Source organism: Streptomyces sp. NPDC058145 (assembly GCF_042884245.1).
GTDB lineage: Bacteria > Actinomycetota > Actinomycetes > Streptomycetales > Streptomycetaceae > Streptomyces.
The window spans coordinates 40,318-58,184 of the sequence record NZ_JBHVUH010000021.1; the positions used below are offsets into that span (position 1 = coordinate 40,318).

Consider the following 17,867-nt stretch of genomic DNA (forward strand, 5'->3'; position numbering starts at 1 on the left):
AGGCCCTCTCGGAGTCCTGCTCCTGGCCGGGGAGTATCTCGATGTGGGCGATCTCGGTGATCACGGTGTCCGGTTCCTTCGTGCGCTCGGGTCGTCGTTGACTCAGGCGCGGCACGCGGCGGCCTTGTCGTGCTTGGCGTCCACGCGTGCGGTGACGCCGGTTTCGCCGAGGGTGCGGGTGGCGTCGACGGTGGCGTAGATCCACAGGATGCGTAGATCCAGAGAGAGTTCGCGAAGCATCCGGGGTCGTAGGTCGCGGTGAGCCTCTTATAGTCCTCGGGAAGGCGCAGGCCGAGTGTGGATTCGACGCTCGGCCAGTCCACCGGAGGCTGTTCGGTGGGAGGTGGGGGCAGAGCTCACTGAGGTGCTCGAGAGGACCGTCCCTGCGTCGGATCTGTTGTGCTGCGTGGTTCAGGTTCAGGAAGTCCGCTGAGAGGCGGAAGCCGCAGGATGAGCCGGCAATTACGGCGTCGCGGTCTCGCTCGATGCCTCGCGCTCGCAGCACGTTCCCTTGAGGAACCTCACAGCACGTTGCCTTGAGGAAAGATGAGCAGGAGCGGGGATTTTCAGGGATCGCCATCAGTGCCGGAGTCGGGGCCTGGGAGCGAGCGGGCGACGCTGCCGCACCTGGAACGAACGCATTGCGTCCGATCTTCCGTGCGGCATGCGTACGCCGAGCAGGGCAGGGGGCGTCCAGACCATGAAGCGGGGCCCGCGCCGGCTCGGGGATCAGCGCGAGTCCCACTTTGCTCCATCATCCCCGTCCGGCGGGCGCGACAGGTGTCACGTCGGCCGGATGCGCGCCCGCCGCATCGCCGTGGCGCGGCCAGTCGCGTAGCTGGACCGAGCTGACCGCGCCACGATTCGTCAAGGTCGGCAGGACGGCCGGACGCTGAGCAGCTCGGTGCGCAGCATGGGCGTGCCGTCGACGGGCGCCGGGTCCTGCGCAGTTGGTTCGATACCGCCAGCAGCGATCTTGTCGAGCGTCTCCAAGCCGGCGGCACCGACCGTGCCGAACACTGTGTAGTTCGGTCGCAGCGCTGAGTCGCCGTATACGACGAAGAATTGCGAACCGTTCGTGTTCGGGCCGGCGTTGGCCATCGCCAGCAAGCCGCGCCCGTAAAGGCGACGTGCGCCGGTCGGATCGCTCGGTGCCGGCGGCAGGTCCACCGGCAGCTCGTCCTTGTACTTGTACCCCGGCCCGCCTTCGCCGGTGCTGGTCGGGTCGCCGCACTGCAGGACCTTCAGCGTCGGGTACGCCGTCAGCCGATGGCACACCGTACGGTTGTAGAACCGGTGCTGCGCCAGGTGCACGAAGCTCTGGACCGTGCACGGCGCCTTCGCCCGGTCCAGACGAAGCGGGAGCGGGCCCTGGCTGGTCCGGACAGCCACATCGACCGTGCCGTGACTGGGGGTGCGTCGTGGATCGGGCGGCAGGGGAACCGGCCGCGCCGCCGGCTCGTCCGGGGTCTGGGTGTAGTGGCAAGGACCGTGCGTGGTTCGCGGCGGGCCATCGGAAGCGGAGGCGGTGGTGCTGCCCCCGGACACGACCAACGCTGCCGCCGCCAATGCGGTCATGAGAGCTCGGTTCATCCTGCGCACCCTCCGAAAGATCGTCAGATTTGGAGCGGTCGCAGTCTAGGGCGCGGCCTGGCGGGCGAGAACCCGCCCGCAAGCCACATCGGGCATCGTGAGGGTGGTAAGGACCACGAGAGGTCCCTCTGGGCGCCTTGCGTGCCAAAGACGCCGACGGGGCCGGACGCCGGAACGCTGCGGCGGGCCGGGGACGGCAGACAGCATGGGCGTGGGCGGAAAACCTGAGGGCGCGGGAGGCCAGGCGGCCGGATGGAAGCCGGGGCGCGGCGGGTGCCAGGCCGGCACGGCCGGGCGGTGGCGGGCGAATGCCGGCGCTGGCGCGGCGCTGGCGACTCTCCCCAGCTGGCCGGGTCGAGCCCCGTGGGGTCGCTGCTGCTGGTGGGGTTGTCGGCGGCGTAGGTGTAGCCGCCCATCTGGTTGGGGTCGCCGGCCTGGAAGATCGGGTCGGGGGTGAGGAAGCGGCCTATGGCCGGGTCGTAGTTGCGCGCGCGGCCGCCAGCGCCACCACGAGCTACACCTACAACCCCGCAGGACAGGTCGAGTCGATCAAGGACAACGCGAGCAACACCTGGTCGTACACCTACAACCTGCTCGGCCAGAAGCTGACCCAGACCGACCCGAACACCGGCACCACCTCATTCGACAAGTACGACATGGCCGGCAACCTGCTCCAGACCACCGACCCGCGCGGCCAGGCACTGTCCTTCACCTTGTTACGTCGGGCGGGCTTCGCCGCCGCCGGACAGACCAGCGCCCCCGCCACAGGCAACGTCACCTACACCTCCACCACCCACTACACCCCGAACGTCGGGCTGCTCTCCACCACGCACTACCAGGCGGACGGCAACCCGGGATCGCGTTCGCGGTGCCCTGCCGCCACAGCACGATGGAACCGTTGGAGGCGGCAACGACCGCGGTGGAGTCGTTGCGGACTCGGAAGGTGGAACCGGTGGTCGCTGTCAGGCCGGTGGTCCATAGCTGGGCCGCGGCCGTGCTGTAGATGACGAGGTTGCCGTCGGTGCCGAACTTGGCCCAGGCGCCGGAGTGACCGCTGGTGCCGGAGGACCAGATGGTCGCGCCGGTCGCCCGGTCCGCTCAGCGGGCCAGATGCATGATCGTGCTGTCGCCAGATCCTGGAGAACGGTACGGGGGCCGGAGCACGGCCGCAGAGCTGGCCCCGCCAGGAGCTGATCGTGGATCTGCTGCACAAGACGGTCTACGCCTTCGCGACCGGAGTCGTCGCCGACGCCCTGGCCGCCCGCTTCGAGCCCAGCCCGGGACAGGGCATGCTGCGCGCCCGGGCCGCAGCGCGGACGCCGGGCCGCCGGCGCGCCGGGAGGCCTAGCGCGACGGTGGGAGCCGACTGCATGCGAGCCGGACCCGTACGGCTACGAACCCGCCCAGGGGTCCCCCAGTACCCGAGCCGGTGCCCGTGTCGCGTTCAGCGGCCGGCCGCGACCAGTAGGACGAGTGCGGTGAGGACGGCCGCGAGCGTCATCGCTGCTGTGACCGGGAGCGTGCGCGCACGTCGGCCTGCGAACCGCTGCTTGCGGGCGAGCCCGAGTGCCGCCCATGCGGCTTGTGTGAGGACGCCGGTGACGGCGGCGAGGAGTAAGGGCAGGACGCTGTTGGGGAGGCGAGCGGCGCCGGCCGCGAAGACTCCCGCGAGTGGGCTGAGGCAAGCGAGCGTGATCCACGGGGCCATGCGCCGTCCGGGCTGCGTTCCCAGCAGCGCGGCCAGTGCCAGGCCTTCGCCGGCGGCGTGTACGAGGAGCGCGGCCATCACGGCCACCGAGGTGGTCAGGGCTAGGGCTGCTCCTTCGACGAAGCGGTGTACGGCGAGCCCTGCTGCCGCGCCGATGCCGCCCGCACGTTCCCGGGTACAGGGGCAGCCAGTCCGGGTGACGGCGCCCATGAGGGCGAACGAGGCGAGCGCGGTGAACGGCACCGCCCACGGCGGCAGGCCGGCCTCGGCGGCCTCGTCCCACGCGTCGGGCAGCAGATCGAGGACGGCGACGACCAGCAGTATCCCGGACGCGGCGGCCGGCACGAGCACGGTACGGCCCGGTGCCCGCCGCGCTGTCCAGGCTCCCGCCAGGGTGGCCAGGGCCACCAGGGATGCGGCCACCAGCGATGCGGCGGGAGGCAGCTGCCCTGCCGAATCGCCGGCGGGGTGCGCGCCGGCCGCCTCGAAGGCGCAGAGCATGGTTACTCCCTGGTCAGCGGCGGGCCGCGCGGGCGGCGCCCTGGCGCACCGGCGCTGGCCCGGACGTAGGTACCAGCCCTTGGGTCAGCGGTAGCAGTAGGAGTCGGAGGAGGCGTCGCCGCCCTGCAGGCGTGTCTGGTGCACGCGCAGGCCGGCGAAGTCCTCGCCGCGGGGGAAGAAATGACCGTCCACCGACAGCCCGCCGCGTGAGGTGTCGGCGTCGAGTTTGACCATCCAGGGTTCGATGCCCGCGGGATAGAACTGCTCGTCCCAGGCGGCGTACAGGGAGTTGGTCAGGTACACGCGCTGTCCGTCGCGGCTGACCTCGACCATCTGTGCTCCGCCCGTCAGCGGCACGTCGGGTGCCGCGGGGTGCGGCTGGCGGGCGGTGATGCCGCCGAGCCGCACGGCCGCGGTCCGCTTGGGTTGCCGCGGGTCGCTCACGTCGTACTGGATGAGGTCGCCGGTGCCCCACGCGGAGACGTACAGCCACCGGTCGTCCACCGAGAGGTCGATGTCGGTGATCAGTGGGGGTACGGCGCCGAACGGCTTGAGCGCCGGGGGCAGGTCCTCGGCCGGGGCGGGCTCGGCCGGGAGGGTGATCACCTTGGCGACCTGGAAGTCCTCGCCGTCGCGGTGCCACCGCCACACCGAGGCCGACAGGTCCTCGACGTCGACCACGGTGTTGGTGAACCCCCAGGTGGCCTCGGGGTCGTGCGCGGGGCGCAGTTCCAGCACCATCTGGTGGGCGTCGCCCAGGTCGACCTGCTGCAGGTGCCGGCCGGTGTCGAGTTCCCAGAAGTGCAGGCAGTGGCCGTAGCGGCGCTCCAACAGCAGGTCGGGGACGAGACCGTCCTCGATCATGGAAGGGGTTCCCCACTCGCTGGTCACGGCGATGTTCTGGGCCAGGTGCCACCAGACGTCGTAGGCGAGGTGCTGCGGCCCGCGCTCGCTCTCCCAACAGCGCAGCACCTCGAAGCTCTCGTGGTCCAGCAGCGCCACGCCGCCGGGCCCGTCCGCGCCGTCCGCGCCGCCCAGGCAGGACAGGAAGACGCCGTCGGGGCCGCAGTGCAGGGTGTGGGGGCGGGAGTACCCGGCCCGGGCGGCCAGTTCGTCGGGCTCGACCGTCTTGACCAGGCGGGGGCGGGCGGGATCGGGGAGGGTGTCGAAGACGTGCAGCCGGGAGGAGCGCAGTCCGGGGACGATGAGGTAGCGACGCGCGGCGTGTTGGTGGCCTGTGTGTGCCAGCGCGCTCGAGCAGGCGTTCCAGCCGAAGTGGTGCAGTTCGTTGCCCACGCCGGGCACCTCGGCGTGGGCAATCACCCGGCCGTACGCCGCGGAGCCTGGGTCGGTGCCGACGGTGAACAGCGCGTCCGAGCGCGCTCCGGCCGGGTCGAACCCGACGACGTAGGCGAGTTCCTCCCCGGGTGCGGCGACGGCGTCCGCCGGGGTGCGGTAGAGGGTCGGGTCCTGGTGGCCGTCGTGGTCGTGCGGGTGCTCGGTGGTCGTCATGGTGTGTTCCCCACTCGGCGAACACAGGGCCAGGGACCGGGTTAACCCCCGTCACGGACGGGCCGGCTCTCTCGTCCGCCGTTGACGTGCGGTGAAGGACGGATATGCCACTGCTTCCGAGCGTTTCACAGTCCCCCCGGCCCTGCCACGGCGTCCAGCCGTGACGGCGGCACCGCCCTGAAGCCGGGATCGGTGGTCCCGGCGCCGCGGTGCGCAAGCCACCGGTCTTGGCGCGGTGGGGCGGGGCGTGTGAGGCGGGGCTGGGGTGGCATCTGCCGGGTGCGGGTGGCCCGGCCTGACGGGGTGGCCCGCCCAGACGGGGGCAAGTACCACCGAACACGAGGGGCGGTGCCGAAGTGACCGAGACAAGCCCTCCCGCCGCGTGGTGCAGCCCGTGAGAGGCCGCTGGTTTAAGGACACTTCCTGCACGCACGGCTGTGCGTCGGCCGGGGTGGCGGCGGCTGACGCTTCGGTGCGGCGGTCGCCGTTCCGGGTGGCGCCGATGCTGGCGACGACCACGCAGGCGATGCCGGCCGCGGGGGCCAGGCCCGGGCCTCTGACCGAGCACGAGGAAGCCGCTCAGCAGGGCGATGGCGGGTTCGAGGCTCATTACGGTGCCCAAGGCGGAAGTGGTCAGTCGGCGCAGGGCGAGGAATTCGAGGGCGAAGGGCAGCACCGGGCTCAGGACGGCCAGGGCGAGCATGGTCCACGTGCCGACCAGGTCACGCGGGTCGACAGCGTGGGCGCGGCGATGAGCACGCCGATCAGCCCGGCGACGGGCATGGACGGCCAAGCCCTTCAATCCGGTGACCCGGCCCCCGAAGCGCTGGGTGAGCAGGATGTAGGCGGCCCAGCAGGCAGCGGCGGCCAGCGTCAGTGCCGAGCTGGACGATGGACATGTAGGCAACCACCAACCGGCCTGCGCACCGCTGGGACGGGACGGGCGTGAGGGCTTGAACGAACTCATGCGGCTCAGCGACCTAGAGCGTGTCTATTTGGTGGGCTCATCAGTTGATCGGATACGCCTGTCCGATTAGTGATCACTGATGCGATGTGGGGCCGGATCCAGCCGCTGATGCCGGCCGATCAGCTGATCAGGTGGGCCGTCGACGGAACCTGGGAGAAGATCTTCGCAGCCGTCCTCGCGGCGGCAGCCGATGCCGTCGACGACATCGGCTGGACCGTGTCGGTCAGCGGCGCGATCCGGAAGGTGGAGCGGCGGCGGCCACACTCGGCAGGGTTCCGGCGACGAGCGCCAGCACCCCGACGGCGAGACGCGCCCGCGACCGCGGGTGGTGGTGAGGACGGAGTGCGGAGCCACAGGTACCTCGAGGGTTCGCGAGTCGAACGAAGGGTGGTGGTGTGTGGCGTGGGGGGCGGTGTCTTCAGTGCTCCCGCCGACCGGGCGAGGGCACTTGCGGAGGCCTGGTCGGAGGGGTCAGAGGGGTCAGAGGGCGTCCACGCCGCTCACCTTCCAGCCGTCGGAGGTGCGGGTGAGCGTCATGCGCACTCGGTTCAGGTCCAGCCGGGGTTTGGGGACCTGGGTGCTCCGGGTGACCTGGTTGACGAAGAGCAGGACGACGGCACGGTCCGGTGCGGCCGACACGACGGACACCGCCGGGGCACCGCCGTCGATGGGTGTTGCCACGGTCGCCTTCACCACGCCGTGGTACTTCGTCGCGGTGGGCGCCACCACGGCCTGCGTGGTCTTGCCGTACTGGTCGCGGAAGTGCCCGGTCAGCAGGGCGCGGGCCCGGGAGAAGTCCCGGTCCAGGTGCCGGTAGTCGTACGACAGCACGATCGGCGCCGCGGTCCGCGCGGCCGCGAGGGCCTCGCCGCGGGCCTGCTCCGCCTGCCGCCCCTGCCGGTACTGCCACCCGAGTACGGCGGCCGCGGCGAGCGCCGCCACGAGGACGACGCCCAGCACCGCGGGGAACACGCCCCACCCGGCCCTGCGCGAGGGTGCGCCGTCCTCCGGCTTCCCCTCGAACGACTCGGGCGACTCGGGCGGCTCGGGTGACCCGGTCTTCTCGGTCGTCTCGGGCTCCGACGGCTCCTCAGATCCGTCAGCCGGGGGCTGAACGAGCAGATCGCTCCCGGAGGGAGTCCGCTCCTCCCGGCGGCCGGCGCGCTCGGGGCGCGCGGGCCGTCCGGCGCGCTTGGCCGCCGCGCGGGCGGCCGCGGTCATGGTGCGGCGGGCCGGTGAGCCGGTGCCGCGGGTGCGGGCGGTCGGGTTCGGCACGGTGTCTCTCCTCATCGATGGACTCACGGTCGGTCAGCCCACGAACGCGACGTCGGACGTCAGCCAGCGGCCTGACACGCGTGTGAGGTCGAGCTGGAGCCGGTAGGTGCGCGCCTGGCCCTCGGGCGCGGCGGTGTTGGACACCTTGCTGTCGGCCACGACCAGGACTCGGGCCGAGCGCGCGTCGGACCGCACGATGCCCGCTTCCAGCACCTGCCCCTCGGACACCGACTTGTTCTGCGCGACCAGCTTCGTCAGCTGCGCGGTCTGCGCGGTGAACTCCTTCTTGAACTCGCCGGTCGCGCCCTTCAGCACATCGCCGCTGTCCCGGTCGTAGTGCCGGTAGTCGAGCGAGGTGAAGCTCAGCGCCGACTGGCGGGCCGCCGCCAGGATGTCCTGACGGCGCTGTTCGGCCGCCCGCTGGTCGGACAGCTTCAGGCCCAGCCAGACACCCAGCACGGTCGTCAGCACAGTCGCGGCGACGAGCCCCGCCGACAGCAGCCTCATGCTTCCGCCTCTCATGCCATCGGTCCCACGAGCAGCCATTGCCACGACTCCTTTCCGAACACGGTCTGTTCGCCGCCCGTCGAGCCGATCTCGACGGGCGTTCCGTCCGGGCCGGTCACGGTGCCGGTCGCCGGGTCGTAGGGGGCCACGAACGCGACCTGGCCGGCGCCTTGCCGGCCGGTCGTCGCGCCGGGCGCGTTCTGCGCTCCGCGCACGGAGGTCTTGCTGCCGCGCGGCACCGTGCAGCGCGCGTCGGTGTTCGCCGGGCGGGTACTGGTGTCGGCGGGGTCGCGCCGCGAGGTGCCGTAGCCCTGGGTGCACGCGGGAGGGTCGTCGGCGTTCACGGTCATCCCGAAGTGGGTGGTGCCGTCGCCGGGGATGACCGTGTAGCTGCCCGCCACATTGAGCGGGAGCGTGACCAGGGCCTGTTCGACGCCGGGCAGCCGCGCCACGGTGATCTGGCCTCCGCTGATGAGGTTGGCCAGTAGGACCGGCACGTTCGGCCGCGTCGACCTCAGCAGGGAGTCGACCTCCTGAGCGGCGGGCGCCGTGGTGCCGATCAGCCGGCGCAGATCGCCGTCGCTCGACTTCAGCTGTTCGGTGAGGGCGGCCAGATCGCGGGAGAACGACTTGATGGCCGAGCCCTGGTCGGCCTGTGTCTTGAGTACCTTCCGCGAGTCCTCGACGAGCGAGACCGTCTGAGGGAGCGACTGTGACGCCGACTCCACCAGCGCGTCGCCGGAGTCCACCAGCCGGCTCAGGTTCGGTCCGGTACCGGCGAACGCCTTGCCCAGCTCGTCGACGGTGACCCGCAGATCGTCCTTGCCGACGGAGTTGACCAGCCGGTCGAGGCTGAGGACCAGATCGGTGACGGGCAGCGGGGTCCGGGTGCGGCTGCGCGGGATCGGGGTGCCGTCCATGAGGTACGGTCCGCCCGACCGCCGCGGCTGGAGGTCGACGTATTGCTCGCCCACCGCCGAACGGTCGGCCACCACCGCGAGCGTGTCGGCCGGGATCCGCGGGGCGCCGTCCTCGATCTTGAGAGCCACCGAGACCCCGGACCCGGTCAGCCGCAGATCGCCCACGCGGCCCACCGGCACCCCGCGGTAGGTGACCTCGGCGCCGGAGAAAATGCCCCCGGACTCGGCGAAGTCGGCGCGCACGGTGTACCCGCGGTGCAGGACGTCGTCCACCAGGCCCGTGTATCGGGCGCCGACGTACGACACCCCGAGGGCGGTGACGGCCGCGAAGGCGAGCAGTTGGGCCTTGACCGTACGTGTGATCACAGCAGCATCCCCTTCAGCATCAGCTCGGCGAGACCGGGATCGACCCCTGGCGGGAGGCGACGCGAGCCGCCCCCGGTGCCGTAGGCGGCGTGGCACACCGGCGGGCACAGCAGGCTGCTGCCGTCGGATGGCGTCGAGGGCGCGGAGGGCACGGTCGGGGCGGACGGCAGGGACGGGGTGGACGGCAGCGGGGGAAGGGACGGCAGGGACGGGAGAGGGGTGGGAGTGGGGACGCCGGGCAGACGCGGTTTCCCGGGGGCCGGGGACTTCCCGCCCTTGCCGGGCTTGCCAGTGACGTTGCCGTAGAGGTCCGCCAGGTCGAGGTCGGCGGTGATCTTCAGGTTGACGTAGTCGCCCTTGACGGCGTCCGTCGCATTGCGCGGGAACGGGTACGTGGTGAGGATCTCGAGGGAGTCGGGCAGGTCGTCGCCCGCCTTGTTCAGCTCCCGCAGGATGGGCTGGAGCTTCCTCAGGTTCGCGACGGTGTCGTCGTGGGAGGCGTTCACCACCCTGGTGGCCGTCCTGCCGAGCCCGGACAGGGCGGTGAGCATCTTCGTCAGGTCCTTTCGCTGGTCGGCGAGGGCCTTCAGGGCGGGCGGCATGGTGTCGACGGCCAGGGCGATCGTCTTCTTCTCCTTCTTAAGCCGCTTCGCGAGCCGGTCGACGCCCTTCAGCGCGCGCACGATCTCCGCCCGCTGGTCGTCGAGGCCGCCGAGGAACGTGTCGAGCTGCTTCAGCAGGGACCTGACCCGGTCCTCGCGGCCGCTGAGGGCCCTGTTCAACTCGACGGTGATCGTCTTCAGCTGGGCCACCCCGCCGCCGTTGAGCAGCGCGGACAGGGCCGACAGCACCTCCTCGACCTCCGGGTTGCGGCCGCTGCGTGACAGCGGGATGCGGTCGCCGTCGCGGAGCCGTCCGAGGGGCCGCGTGCCGGCCGGCGGGGACAGGGCGACGTACTTCTCGCCGAGCATGCTGGTCTGCCTCAGATCGGCGACCGCGTTACCGGGCAGCTTCACCGAGTCGGCGACCCGGAGCCGCACACGGGCGTGCCAGCCGTCCAGTTCCACCTTCTCGACCGCGCCGACGGTGACGTTGTCGACCTTGACCGCCGACTGCGGCACCAGGTCCAGGACGTCCCGGAACTCGACGGTGACGTGGTAGGCGTGACCGTCCGAGGCGGCGCCGCCGGGGAGCGGGACGTCGTACCAGCCGTTGAACTCGCAGCCGGTCAGCAGCAGCGAGCCGATCGCCGTCCAGGCGGCCATCCGCCCCTTGCGCCGCGCGCTCATGCCGGTGCCTTCAGGATTCCGCCGAGGGTCCTGTCGACCGTGCCCGTCGACAGGGGAGCCGACGGAACCTCGGGGAGGGAGTCGAGGAGCTTCTTCAGCCCGGCACAGTTGTCGTGGTCCTTGCCGGTCGTCTTCAGGATCGAGCAGAGAAGGGATGACGGATCCTGCGAGGCCTGTGCGTTGTTGCGGGTGTCGAGGGTGCCGGCGGCGGGGTTGTAGGCGTTCTGCAGGTTCGACAGGCCCGTGGGGGCGACGGTCAACAGCTCCTCCAAAGCTTTCCGTTGGGTGACGAGGACCTTGGTGACCTTGGCCAGGCCCCGCACGTCCGAGGTCAGCGCCTTCTTGTTGCCCTTCACGAAGCCGGACACGTCGCCGAGCGCGGCGGCCAGGTACTTCAGCGCGGCCGCGAGATCCTTGCGCTCCCCCGCGAGCTGCCCGGCCACGACGGCGAGGTCACTGTTGAACGACCGCACGCTGGTGTCGTCCGCCGCCAGCGCGGCCGTGAACACCTGGAGGTTCCGCACGGTCCCGAACAGGTCGCCGCGCCCGTCGGACAGCGTGGTGACCGCCTGGGACAGGTCCCGCACCGTCCTGTTGAGGTTCTCGCCCTGCCCCTGGAGGTTGTCCGCGCTCACCCCGAGCAGCCGGGACAGCGAGCCCTTCTTGTTGGCACCGTTCGGGCCGAGCGCCTCGGCGGTGGTGTGCAGACTGTCGAAGATCCGGTCGAGTTCGACGGGGACGGCGGTACGGGACTCAGGGATGACGTCTCCGTCCCGCAGCACCGGTCCCTTGCGGTACACCGGCAGCAGCTGCACGTAACGGTCGCTGACCACGGAGGAGTTGACGATGGCGGCCTGTGCGTCGGCGGGGATCCTGCGGCCCCGGTCGTACTCCAGCTCCACCCGTACCCGGTCGCCCTCCGGCGTGATCTTCCTGACCTCGCCGATGCGGACACCGAGGACGCGGACGTCGGAGCCGGGGTAGATGCCGACGGTGCGCGGAAAGTACGCCGTGACGCGGGCGGGGCCGGGGCCCGGCCAGAGGACCACGGCGAGGCCGATGATGATCGCGAGCGCGGTGAACAGGGCGAGAAGTCTGCGGGTCATCGGGTGCCTCCCGTCCTTGGCGTGACCGGGGCGGCGACCAGGTTCTGGATGTAGGAGTCGAACCAGCGCCCGTTGCCGAGGGTGTTGGTGAAGAGTCGTACGTAGGGGGCGAGCAGCCGGACGCTGCGGTCGAGGCTGGTCTGGTTGCGTTCGAGCATCGTCACGAAGGTGTTGAGGTTCTTCAGCGCGGGACCGATCTCCTTGCTGTTGTCGTCGACCAGACCGGACAGCTCGATGCCCAGCAGCGCGGAGCTCTTGAGCAGCGCGTGGATCGCCGTGCGCCGCTTCTCGATCTCCTTGAACAGGGCGTCACCGTCCTTCACCAGCGCGGAGAAGTCCTTGGTGTGACCGGCCAGCACCTTGGTGACTCCGTTCGCGTGGTCGAGGAGCCCGCGCAGCGCCTTGTCACGGGCGGCGACGCTCCGGGAGATCCGCGACAGCCCCTTGATCGACGCCCGCACCTCCTCTGGGGAGTCCTGGAAGGTGACGGAGATCGTGTCCAGTGCCTTCGCCAGCCGGCCGGTGTCGACCTCCTCGGTGGTGGTCGTAAGGTCGCTGAAGGCCTGGACGACGTCGTAGGCCGACACGGTCCGCCGGAGCGGGATCTCGCCGCCCGCCTTCAGCTGACCGGGTCCCTTCGGGTACAGGGCCAGGTACTTGGCGCCGAGGATCGTCTTGACCCGGATCGCCGCACCCGTGTCGGTACCGAACGCCGGGCGGCCCTTCACTTTGAAGGTCACCTTGACGTGGTCGCCGTCCAGGTCGACGGCGTCGACCTTGCCGACCTTGACCCCGGCGATCCGCACCTCGTCGCCCGGCTTGAGTCCGCCGGCCTCCGAGAAGGCCGCGCTGTAGGTGTCACCGCCGCCGATCAGCGGCAGGCTGTCGGCGTTGAAGGCGGCAACGGTGAGCAGCGCGAGGACGGTGAGGCCGACCGCGCCGACGACGACCGGACTGCGCTCCCGGAAGGGCTTCGGACGTAGCCGCCCGAGCCGGATCCTGGGCAGCTTCGGCGGCAGTACGCGCACCTTTACGAGGGGTTCGGGGCGGGGTGCGCGCCTGGGTAGCAGCCTGGGGAGTTTCGGCAGCTTCGGCGGCAGGACCCGGACCCTCACCAGCGGCTCGGGGCGGGGTGCGCGCCTCGGCAGCAGCCTGGGAAGCCTCGGCAGCTTCGGCGGCAGGACACGCACCTTCACCAACGGCTCGGGGCGGCGGGCGGTGCCCCGCCCGATGCGCGTGCTCATCCGCCGCACCTCGCCCGTGCCACGTGCATGTCCGGGGTGATCACCTGCTTCGTCTTCGGCAGCACGATCCGGCCGTCGAAGTCGCAGAGGTAGAAGTTGAACCACGAGCCGTACGAGGCGGTGCCCGTCAGTTTCTCGAGCTTGTTCGGCAGCCGCTTCAGGACGCCCTCCACGGTGTTCTCGTTCTTGTTCAGCGTTCCGGTCAGATCGCCGATCCCGGCGATGTCGTCCTTCAGTGGTGGACGCGCGTCCTTCAGCAGCCCCGACGTCACGTCCGTGAGGTCGCCGATGCTCACCAGCGACTCCCCGATGGGCCTGCGGTCGGCGGACAGCCCCGACACCACCCGGCGCAGCTGCGTGAGCAGACCGGAGAACCGGGAGCCGCGCTTGTCGAGCGTCTCCAGGACGGTGTTGAGGTTGCCGATCACCGACCCGATCAGCTCGTCGCGGTCGGCGAGGGTGCTGGTGAGCGAGGCCGTGTGCGCGAGCAGGCTGTTCACCGTGCCGCCCTCGCCCTGGAGGGTCCGGACGATCTCGGTGGCGAGCTGGTTGACGTCGCTCGGGCTGAGCGCGGCGAACAGCGGCTTGAAGCCGTTCAGCAGGGCGTTGAGGTCCAGTGCCGGCTGGGTCCGGGAAAGCGGGATGGTGCCGCCAGGGCGCAGCCGGGCGGTGACGTCGCCCGGGCCCTCGGTGAGCGCGACGTACCGCTGCCCGACCAGGTTGCGGTAGCGGACGACCGCGCGGGTCCCGGCGAGCAGCGGCCGGTCCGCGCTGACGGTGAAGGTGACCTCCGCCAGGGTCCGGTCCTTGATCCGGATACCCTCGACCTCCCCTACCCGCACTCCGGCCACCCGGATGTCGTCGCCGGTCTCCAGCCCGGTGACGTCGGTGAACACCGCGTGGTAGGTCTCCTTGGAGGTGAGGGAGACGTTGACGATGGTGGCGGCGAGCAGCGCCGTCGCCGCGATCGTGACCAGCGCGAAGAGGCTGAACTTGACCAGCGGGGCGGCGGTCTGCCGGGCTCCTGACCTGCTCAAGCGACACTCACCGCCGTTCCGCGCGCGAGCGGCCCGAACAGCAGAGTCGCCACGGGCGGCACCTGGTCCGCGGGGACGCCGATGACGGGGGCCACGAGGGAACCGACGGCCCGCTGCTCGGCCCGGGTGGCGGACACGCCGGAACCTCCGGGAGGTGTGCCGCCGGAACCTCCGGCCGACGTGCCGTCGTGGAGACGGGGCTTCGGCCCGGGCACCTGCGGATGCGGCAGGCCGCGGCAGTCCGGTCCGGACCGCTCGCCGTACACCGGCTCCTCGCCGGGCCGGTACGCGCCCTGGGGCCGGACGACCTCGAGGGTGATCCGCATCTCGCCGCCCCGGAACGCGTCCTCGGACGCCTTCTCCTGCCGGACCAGGCCCTGCGACAGGCACGGGTACTCCGGGGAGTAGCGGGCGAACAACTCCAGCGTGGGGCGGGAGACCCGGCCCAGGGTGATCAGCCGGTCGCCGTTCTCGGTCAGGAAGTCGTTCGCGGTGCCCGCCACGGAGGCGGTCGCGCGCAGAGCCGATGCCAACTGGTCCTTCTTCTCGACGATCGTCCGGCTGGTGGTGACCGTGTTGCGCAGAATGCGCATCAGGTCCGGGGCGGCGTCGCCGTACAACTCGGCGACGTCCGCGAACCGCGTGATGTCCTCCTTGAGGGAGGGCATGTGCGGGTTGAGGCGGCGCAGATAGCTTTCGACCCGGGCGAGGTTGCCGCCGATCCGGTCGCCGCGCCCCTCCAGTGCGGTGGCGAACGCCGAGAGCGTGGCGTTGAGTTCACCCGGCCGGACCGTGCGCAGCAGCGGCAGCAGGTCGTTCATCAGCTGCTGCACCTCGATGCCGACCTTCGTGCGGTCCTGGGGGATCACGTCACCCGCACGGATGGGCCGGGCCGGCGGGTGCGCGGCGCCGGCGGGAGCGACCAGGTCGACGTACTTCTCGCCGAACAGCGTCTTGGGCAGCAGCCGCGCGTGCACGTCCGAGGGGATGTACGACACGTACTGCGGCTTGAGCGCTATGTCGAGGGTCGCCTTCGTGCCGTCGGCGTGCACCGCGCGCACCTCGCCGACCAGCAGCCCGCGCAGTTTGACGTCGGCGCGCGGGTCGAGCTGGTTGCCGAGGGCGTCGGCCTTCAGCGTGACGGGCACGACGGAGGTGAACGCCTGCTGGTAGACGGCCACCGCGAGCGACAGCAGCAGCGCGAGCACGGCGAGGAACGCGATGCCGTACAGCCTGAGCCTCGTTCTGTGCGTGTGCACCGCTCTCACCCCGCTATCCGTACGGTCGTGTTGGCGCCCCAGATCGCGAGGCTCAGGAAGAAGTCCAGGACGTTGATGGCGACGATGGAGGTCCGCACCGCCCGGCCCACCGCGACGCCGACACCGGCCGGGCCGCCGCTCGCGTGGTAGCCGTAGTAGCAGTGCACCAGGATGATCAGCAGGGCGAAGACGATCACCTTGCCGAAGGACCAGAACACGTCGACGGGCGGCAGGTACTGGTGGAAGTAGTGGTCGTACGTGCCGGTCGACTGCCCGTAGTAGCCGGTGGTGATGGTGCGGGCGGCCAGGTACGAGGACAGCAGCCCGATAACGTACAGCGGGATCACCGCGACGAAGCCGGCGATCATCCGCGTCGTCACCAGGAACGGCAGCGACGGGACGCCCATCACCTCCAGCGCGTCGGTCTCCTCGCTGATCCGCATCGCGCCGAGCTGCGCGGTGAACCCGGCGCCGACCGTCGCGGACAGCGCGAGTCCGGCCACCAGCGGGGCGATCTCCCGGGTGTTGAAGTACGCCGACAGGAACGCCACGAAGTTGGAGGTGCCGAGCTGGTTGAGGGCCGCGTAGCCCTGGAGGCCGACCTCGGTGCCGGTGAAGAAGGACAGGAACGCGATCACGCCGACCGTGCCGCCGACGACGGCCAGCGCGCCGCGCCCGAAACTCACCTCGGCGAGCAGCCGCAGGATCTCCTTCTTGTAGCGGCGCAGGGTGCGGCCCGTCCAGGCCAGGGAGCGTCCGTAGAAGGACAGCTGCGCGCCCAGCTCTTCGAGCGAGCGCAAGGGGCGATCGAGGAGTTCTCGTGGTCTCATCGGCTAACCCCTCTGCGGGACGACCTGGAAGTACACGGCGGTCATCACGAAGTTGGTCACGAACAGCAACATGAAGGTGATCACCACGGACTGGTTGACGGCATCGCCCACGCCCTTCGGGCCGCCCTGCGCCGTCAGCCCCTTGTACGAGGCGACGATCGCCGCGATGGCCCCGAACACCAGCGCCTTGATCTCCGCCGCCCACAGGTCGGACAGCTGGGCGAGGGTGGTGAAGGACGCCAGGTAGGCGCCGGGCGTGCCGTGCTGGAGGACGACGTTGAAGAAGTAGCCGCCCGCGACACCGACCACCGAGACGAGGCCGTTGAGCAGCACGGCCACGACCATCGACGCCAGCACCCGCGGTACTACGAGCCGGTGGATCGGGTCGATGCCGAGCACCTGCATCGCGTCGATCTCGTCCCGGATCTTGCGCGCCCCGAGGTCCGCGCAGATCGCCGTGCCGCCGGCGCCCGCGATCAGCAGCGCGGTGACGATCGGCGAGGCCTCCCGCAGCACGGCGAGCACGGACGCGGCACCGGAGAAGGACTGCGCGCCCAACTGCCTGGTCAGGCTGCCGATCTGCAGCGCGATGACCGCCCCGAAGGGGATCGAGACCAGAGCCGTCGGCAGGATCGTGACACTCGCGACGAACCACGCCTGCTGGATGAACTCCCGCGCCTGGAAGGGCCGTCGGGGCAGGGACCGGACGACGTCCAGCGCCATCGCGAAGAGGCTGCCAGAGTGCCGGAGCGCCCCCGTCGGGGAGAACCTCATGGGCCCGTCACCCCCGTCGCGCGCAGCTCCGTCTCACGTCTCGCGATCGCCTCCCAGCGGGGCGGGCGGGTGATGCCGGGGCCGGGGAGCAGCCGGGGAGCGGGCGCGTCGGCCGGGTCGTCCTCGTCGATCTGGGCCAGCTCCTGCTCGACCTGGGCCGCGTCCTTCTCCTCCGCCATGCCGATCGGCCCCTGCATCCGGCCGTTCAGGAACTGCCGTACGACGGGCTCGTCACTGGCCAGCAGCTCCTCGCGGGGCCCGAACATCACCAGCTCGCGCCGGAAGAGCAGCCCGATATTGTCCGGGACCTGGCGGGCGGAGGCGATGTCGTGGGTGACGATCAGGAAGGTCGCGTCGATCTGCGCGTTGAGGTCGACGATGAGCTGGTTGAGGTAGGCCACGCGGACCGGGTCCAGGCCCGAGTCCGGCTCGTCGAACAGGATGATCTCCGGGTCGAGGACCAGGGCACGGGCGAGTCCGGCGCGCTTGCGCATACCGCCGGAGATCTCGCCGGGCAGCTTCCCCTCGGCGCCGATCAGCCCGACCATGTCCATCTTCTCGAGGACGATCCGCCTGATCTCGCTCTCGGACCTGCGGGTGTGCTCGCGCAGCGGGAAGGCGATGTTGTCGTAGAGGTTCATCGAGCCGAACAGCGCGCCGTCCTGGAACAGCACTCCGAACAGCTTCCGCACCTCGTACAGGTCGCGCTCGCGGAGCCTGGTGATGTCCCGGCCCTGGATCGTGATGGAGCCCCGCTCCGGCTTCAGCAGTCCCACGAGCGTCTTGAGAAACACCGACTTGCCCGTCCCCGAGGGGCCGAGCATCACCGAGACCTCCCCGGCCGGCAGCGTCAGCGAGACGTCCTGCCAGATGACCTGGTGGCCGAAGGACTTGGTCAGCCCTTCCACACAGATCTCGACACCCATCCGGTATCACCCTTCGCCCGTGGAGCAGCTCCGACATCTGCTCTACGGGGAGG

At 70.8% G+C, this 17,867-nt stretch carries 17 protein-coding genes and 1 pseudogene; 1 reads left to right on the forward strand and 17 read right to left on the reverse strand.

Translation table 11 applies throughout. The annotated features are described in order from the left end of the window. Positions 1-102: 102 nt before the first annotated feature. From ACFVVO_RS35010 to ACFVVO_RS35020, 3 genes are all read right to left on the reverse strand, one after another. A complete protein-coding gene (locus ACFVVO_RS35010; RefSeq protein WP_390060489.1) occupies positions 103-240 on the reverse strand; it encodes a hypothetical protein in 138 nt (45 codons plus the stop codon). A gap of 627 nt (positions 241-867) precedes the next feature. Beyond that, the gene (locus ACFVVO_RS35015) at positions 868-1,578 is read right to left on the reverse strand and encodes a peptidylprolyl isomerase (protein WP_390060491.1); all 711 of its coding nucleotides are present in this window, start codon (positions 1,576-1,578) and stop codon (positions 868-870) included. A gap of 38 nt (positions 1,579-1,616) precedes the next feature. Continuing rightward, positions 1,617-2,132, reverse strand: coding sequence for an RHS repeat domain-containing protein (locus ACFVVO_RS35020; RefSeq protein WP_390060567.1), 516 nt, complete (start codon positions 2,130-2,132; stop codon positions 1,617-1,619). Between ACFVVO_RS35020 and ACFVVO_RS35025 the strand changes: the two genes are divergently transcribed. Continuing rightward, positions 2,028-2,600, forward strand: a complete 573-nt coding sequence (locus ACFVVO_RS35025) for an RHS repeat domain-containing protein (RefSeq protein WP_390060569.1) — start codon at positions 2,028-2,030, stop codon at positions 2,598-2,600. The genes ACFVVO_RS35020 and ACFVVO_RS35025 overlap by 105 nt on opposite strands. A 437-nt stretch (positions 2,601-3,037) precedes the next feature. On the opposite strand, the gene ACFVVO_RS35030 is transcribed toward ACFVVO_RS35025, so the two are convergent. The 14 genes and pseudogenes from ACFVVO_RS35030 to ACFVVO_RS35095 all read right to left on the reverse strand — a co-directional run bounded on the left by ACFVVO_RS35030 (position 3,038) and on the right by ACFVVO_RS35095 (position 17,814). Beyond that, the gene (locus ACFVVO_RS35030; protein ID WP_390060492.1) at positions 3,038-3,802 is read right to left on the reverse strand and encodes a hypothetical protein; all 765 of its coding nucleotides are present in this window, start codon (positions 3,800-3,802) and stop codon (positions 3,038-3,040) included. An 84-nt stretch (positions 3,803-3,886) separates the two neighbouring features. Further along, positions 3,887-5,314, reverse strand: a complete 1,428-nt coding sequence (locus tag ACFVVO_RS35035; protein ID WP_390060494.1) for a selenium-binding protein SBP56-related protein — start codon at positions 5,312-5,314, stop codon at positions 3,887-3,889. A 607-nt stretch (positions 5,315-5,921) separates the two neighbouring features. Beyond that, a pseudogene (locus tag ACFVVO_RS35040) lies at positions 5,922-6,281 on the reverse strand (hypothetical protein); the annotation flags it as partial. A gap of 480 nt (positions 6,282-6,761) precedes the next feature. Further along, positions 6,762-7,556, reverse strand: coding sequence for a hypothetical protein (locus ACFVVO_RS35045; protein ID WP_390060496.1), 795 nt, complete (start codon positions 7,554-7,556; stop codon positions 6,762-6,764). A gap of 33 nt (positions 7,557-7,589) precedes the next feature. Then, the gene (locus tag ACFVVO_RS35050; RefSeq protein ID WP_390060498.1) at positions 7,590-8,063 is read right to left on the reverse strand and encodes a hypothetical protein; all 474 of its coding nucleotides are present in this window, start codon (positions 8,061-8,063) and stop codon (positions 7,590-7,592) included. 11 nt (positions 8,064-8,074) lie between these two features. Further along, the gene (locus tag ACFVVO_RS35055) at positions 8,075-9,349 is read right to left on the reverse strand and encodes an MCE family protein (protein WP_390060500.1); all 1,275 of its coding nucleotides are present in this window, start codon (positions 9,347-9,349) and stop codon (positions 8,075-8,077) included. Next, a complete protein-coding gene (locus tag ACFVVO_RS35060) occupies positions 9,346-10,638 on the reverse strand; it encodes an MCE family protein (RefSeq protein WP_390060502.1) in 1,293 nt (430 codons plus the stop codon). Before ACFVVO_RS35060 ends, ACFVVO_RS35055 begins: the two co-directional genes overlap by 4 nt. After that, positions 10,635-11,744: an MCE family protein gene (locus tag ACFVVO_RS35065; protein ID WP_390060503.1), complete on the reverse strand. Its 1,110-nt coding sequence runs from the start codon at positions 11,742-11,744 to the stop codon at positions 10,635-10,637. The genes ACFVVO_RS35060 and ACFVVO_RS35065 overlap by 4 nt, the downstream gene beginning before the upstream one ends. Further along, a complete protein-coding gene (locus ACFVVO_RS35070; protein ID WP_390060571.1) occupies positions 11,741-12,763 on the reverse strand; it encodes an MCE family protein in 1,023 nt (340 codons plus the stop codon). The genes ACFVVO_RS35065 and ACFVVO_RS35070 overlap by 4 nt, the downstream gene beginning before the upstream one ends. A 221-nt stretch (positions 12,764-12,984) precedes the next feature. After that, positions 12,985-14,025 carry an MCE family protein gene (locus ACFVVO_RS35075; RefSeq protein ID WP_390060505.1) on the reverse strand — a complete coding sequence of 347 codons (1,041 nt, stop codon included), beginning with the start codon at positions 14,023-14,025 and terminating at the stop codon, positions 12,985-12,987. Further along, positions 14,022-15,284, reverse strand: coding sequence for an MCE family protein (locus ACFVVO_RS35080; protein WP_390060506.1), 1,263 nt, complete (start codon positions 15,282-15,284; stop codon positions 14,022-14,024). The genes ACFVVO_RS35075 and ACFVVO_RS35080 overlap by 4 nt, the downstream gene beginning before the upstream one ends. A gap of 5 nt (positions 15,285-15,289) precedes the next feature. Continuing rightward, entirely contained in the window at positions 15,290-16,114 is an 825-nt protein-coding gene (locus ACFVVO_RS35085; protein ID WP_390060508.1) for an MlaE family ABC transporter permease, read from the reverse strand. 3 nt (positions 16,115-16,117) lie between these two features. Then, positions 16,118-16,888, reverse strand: coding sequence for an MlaE family ABC transporter permease (locus ACFVVO_RS35090; RefSeq protein ID WP_390060510.1), 771 nt, complete (start codon positions 16,886-16,888; stop codon positions 16,118-16,120). Beyond that, on the reverse strand, positions 16,885-17,814 hold the full coding sequence (locus ACFVVO_RS35095; protein ID WP_390060511.1) for an ABC transporter ATP-binding protein: 930 nt from the start codon (positions 17,812-17,814) through the stop codon (positions 16,885-16,887). The genes ACFVVO_RS35090 and ACFVVO_RS35095 overlap by 4 nt, the downstream gene beginning before the upstream one ends. Positions 17,815-17,867 lie beyond the last annotated feature (53 nt).

Excerpts from the sequence above, each read along its gene's own strand:
- ACFVVO_RS35030 (WP_390060492.1), bottom strand. The coding sequence starts at position 3,802 with ATGCTCTGCGCCTTCGAGGCGGCCGGCGCGCACCCCGCCGGCGATTCG.
- ACFVVO_RS35065 (WP_390060503.1), bottom strand. The coding sequence starts at position 11,744 with ATGACCCGCAGACTTCTCGCCCTGTTCACCGCGCTCGCGATCATCATC.
- ACFVVO_RS35090 (WP_390060510.1), bottom strand. The coding sequence starts at position 16,888 with ATGAGGTTCTCCCCGACGGGGGCGCTCCGGCACTCTGGCAGCCTCTTC.
- ACFVVO_RS35015 (WP_390060491.1), bottom strand. The coding sequence starts at position 1,578 with ATGACCGCATTGGCGGCGGCAGCGTTGGTCGTGTCCGGGGGCAGCACC.
- ACFVVO_RS35010 (WP_390060489.1), bottom strand. The coding sequence starts at position 240 with ATGCTTCGCGAACTCTCTCTGGATCTACGCATCCTGTGGATCTACGCC.
- ACFVVO_RS35095 (WP_390060511.1), bottom strand. The coding sequence starts at position 17,814 with ATGGGTGTCGAGATCTGTGTGGAAGGGCTGACCAAGTCCTTCGGCCAC.
- ACFVVO_RS35050 (WP_390060498.1), bottom strand. The coding sequence starts at position 8,063 with ATGAGGCTGCTGTCGGCGGGGCTCGTCGCCGCGACTGTGCTGACGACC.
- ACFVVO_RS35060 (WP_390060502.1), bottom strand. The coding sequence starts at position 10,638 with ATGAGCGCGCGGCGCAAGGGGCGGATGGCCGCCTGGACGGCGATCGGC.
- ACFVVO_RS35085 (WP_390060508.1), bottom strand. The coding sequence starts at position 16,114 with ATGAGACCACGAGAACTCCTCGATCGCCCCTTGCGCTCGCTCGAAGAG.
- ACFVVO_RS35035 (WP_390060494.1), bottom strand. The coding sequence starts at position 5,314 with ATGACGACCACCGAGCACCCGCACGACCACGACGGCCACCAGGACCCG.